General features: G+C 60.0%; 2 protein-coding genes. Both read right to left on the bottom strand.

The genetic code is table 11. The features are described from left to right. The coding region (locus B30_RS21145; protein WP_009574306.1) for an electron transfer flavoprotein subunit alpha/FixB family protein at positions 1-888 on the bottom strand (888 nt) is incomplete at its 3' end. After that, positions 888-1,640, bottom strand: coding sequence for an electron transfer flavoprotein subunit beta/FixA family protein (locus tag B30_RS21140; RefSeq protein WP_009574305.1), 753 nt, complete (start codon positions 1,638-1,640; stop codon positions 888-890). The genes B30_RS21140 and B30_RS21145, both read right to left, overlap by 1 nt. Between the last annotated feature and the right edge of the window lies 1 nt (position 1,641).

Raw genomic sequence — 1,641 nt, 5'->3', positions numbered from 1 at the left:
GAACAAATCGGCGACGAGGCCGAAGTCGGCGACCTGGAAGATCGGGGCCTCTTCGTCCTTGTTGATGGCGACGATGACTTTGCTGTCTTTCATGCCGGCGAGGTGCTGGATCGCGCCGGAGATGCCGACGGCGATGTAGAGTTCGGGGGCGACGACTTTGCCGGTTTGGCCGACTTGCCAATCGTTCGGGGCAAAGCCCGAATCGACCGCCGCGCGCGAGGCCCCGACGGCTGCGCCGAGTTTGTCCGCCAGCGCCGAAATGATCGCAAAATCTTCTTCGGAGCCGACGCCACGCCCGCCGGAGACGACGATTTTGGCGGAGGTCAATTCGGGACGATCATTGACCGCGACCTTGTCCTCGACAAAGGCCGACAGGCCCGCATCATGCGCGCCGGAGGCGTCCGACACCGACGCCGCACCCGACAGGCCCGCCGCGTCAAAGGTCGAGGTGCGGAAGGTGATTACCTTTTTTTCATCTTTCGAGCGTACCGTCTGAATCGCGTTCCCGGCATAAATCGGGCGCGTGAACGTATCGGCATCCACAACGGAGGTGACATCGGTCAAAATCATCACATCCAAAAGTGCTGCAACCCGCGGCAAGACGTTCTTGCCCGTGGTCGTGGCGGGCGCGGTGATATGCGCGTAATCGCCCGCCAAAGACACGATCAAAGCGGCCAGATTTTCGGCCAGGCCATTGGCATAGGCCGCGTCATCCGCGACCAAAACCTTGGTCACGCCGTCAATTTTCGCGGCCTCATCGGCAGCCGCCGCAGGACCACAGACCAGAACCGTCACATCGCCCAGTTGGGCGGAGGCGCTCACCGCTTTGGCGGTGGCATCCATCGCAAGCGCGCCAGAGGCGACTTCAGCAAGACACAGAACAGCCATCAGACCAGCCCTCCTTCTTTGAGTTTCGCGACCAGGTCATCGACCGAGCCGACCTTGATGCCCGCATCGCGGCCTTTGGGCTCGCTGGTCGATACAACGGTCAAACGCGGTGCGGTGTCGACGCCGTAATCTGCGGATGTCTTTTCATCCAAAGGCTTTTTCTTCGCCTTCATGATGTTCGGAAGCGAGGCATAGCGCGGCTCGTTGAGACGCAAATCGGTGGTCACAATCGCCGGAAGCGGCACGGAAATGGTCTGCAACCCACCGTCGACTTCGCGGGTCACGACCGCTTTGCCACCGTCGATTTTGACCTCGGAGGCAAAGGTCGCCTGACCCCAGCCCAAAAGGGCGGCCAGCATCTGACCCGTCGCATTCATGTCATTGTCGATCGCCTGCTTGCCGAGAATGACCAGTTCAGGCGCCTCTTCTGCCACGATTTTGGCGAGGAGTTTGGCCACAGCCAGCGGTTCGATCTCGACGCCCTGATCCTCAACCACAAGAAGCCCGCGATCCGCGCCCATAGCCAGCGCATTGCGGATCGTGTCGGTGGATTTCTTCTCGCCGATCGACACGACGACGATCTCGCTGGCCACGCCGGACTCTTTCAGACGAATGGCCTCTTCAACCGCGATCTCATCGAACGGGTTCATCGACATCTTCACATTCGCAAGATCAACTCCAGTGCCATCGGCCTTCACTTTGACCTTCACGTTGTAGTCAATCACGCGTTTGACTGGTACCAAAACCTTCATT

Source organism: Celeribacter baekdonensis B30 (genome assembly GCF_000299875.1).
Lineage (GTDB): Bacteria > Pseudomonadota > Alphaproteobacteria > Rhodobacterales > Rhodobacteraceae > Celeribacter > Celeribacter baekdonensis_A.
The sequence above is the reverse complement of the archived record's forward strand: the minus strand, read 5'-3'. Positions and strand labels throughout refer to the sequence as shown.

Coding starts and splice junctions, on each gene's coding strand:
- B30_RS21140 (WP_009574305.1), bottom strand. CDS start 1,640: ATGAAGGTTTTGGTACCAGTCAAACGCGTGATTGACTACAACGTGAAG.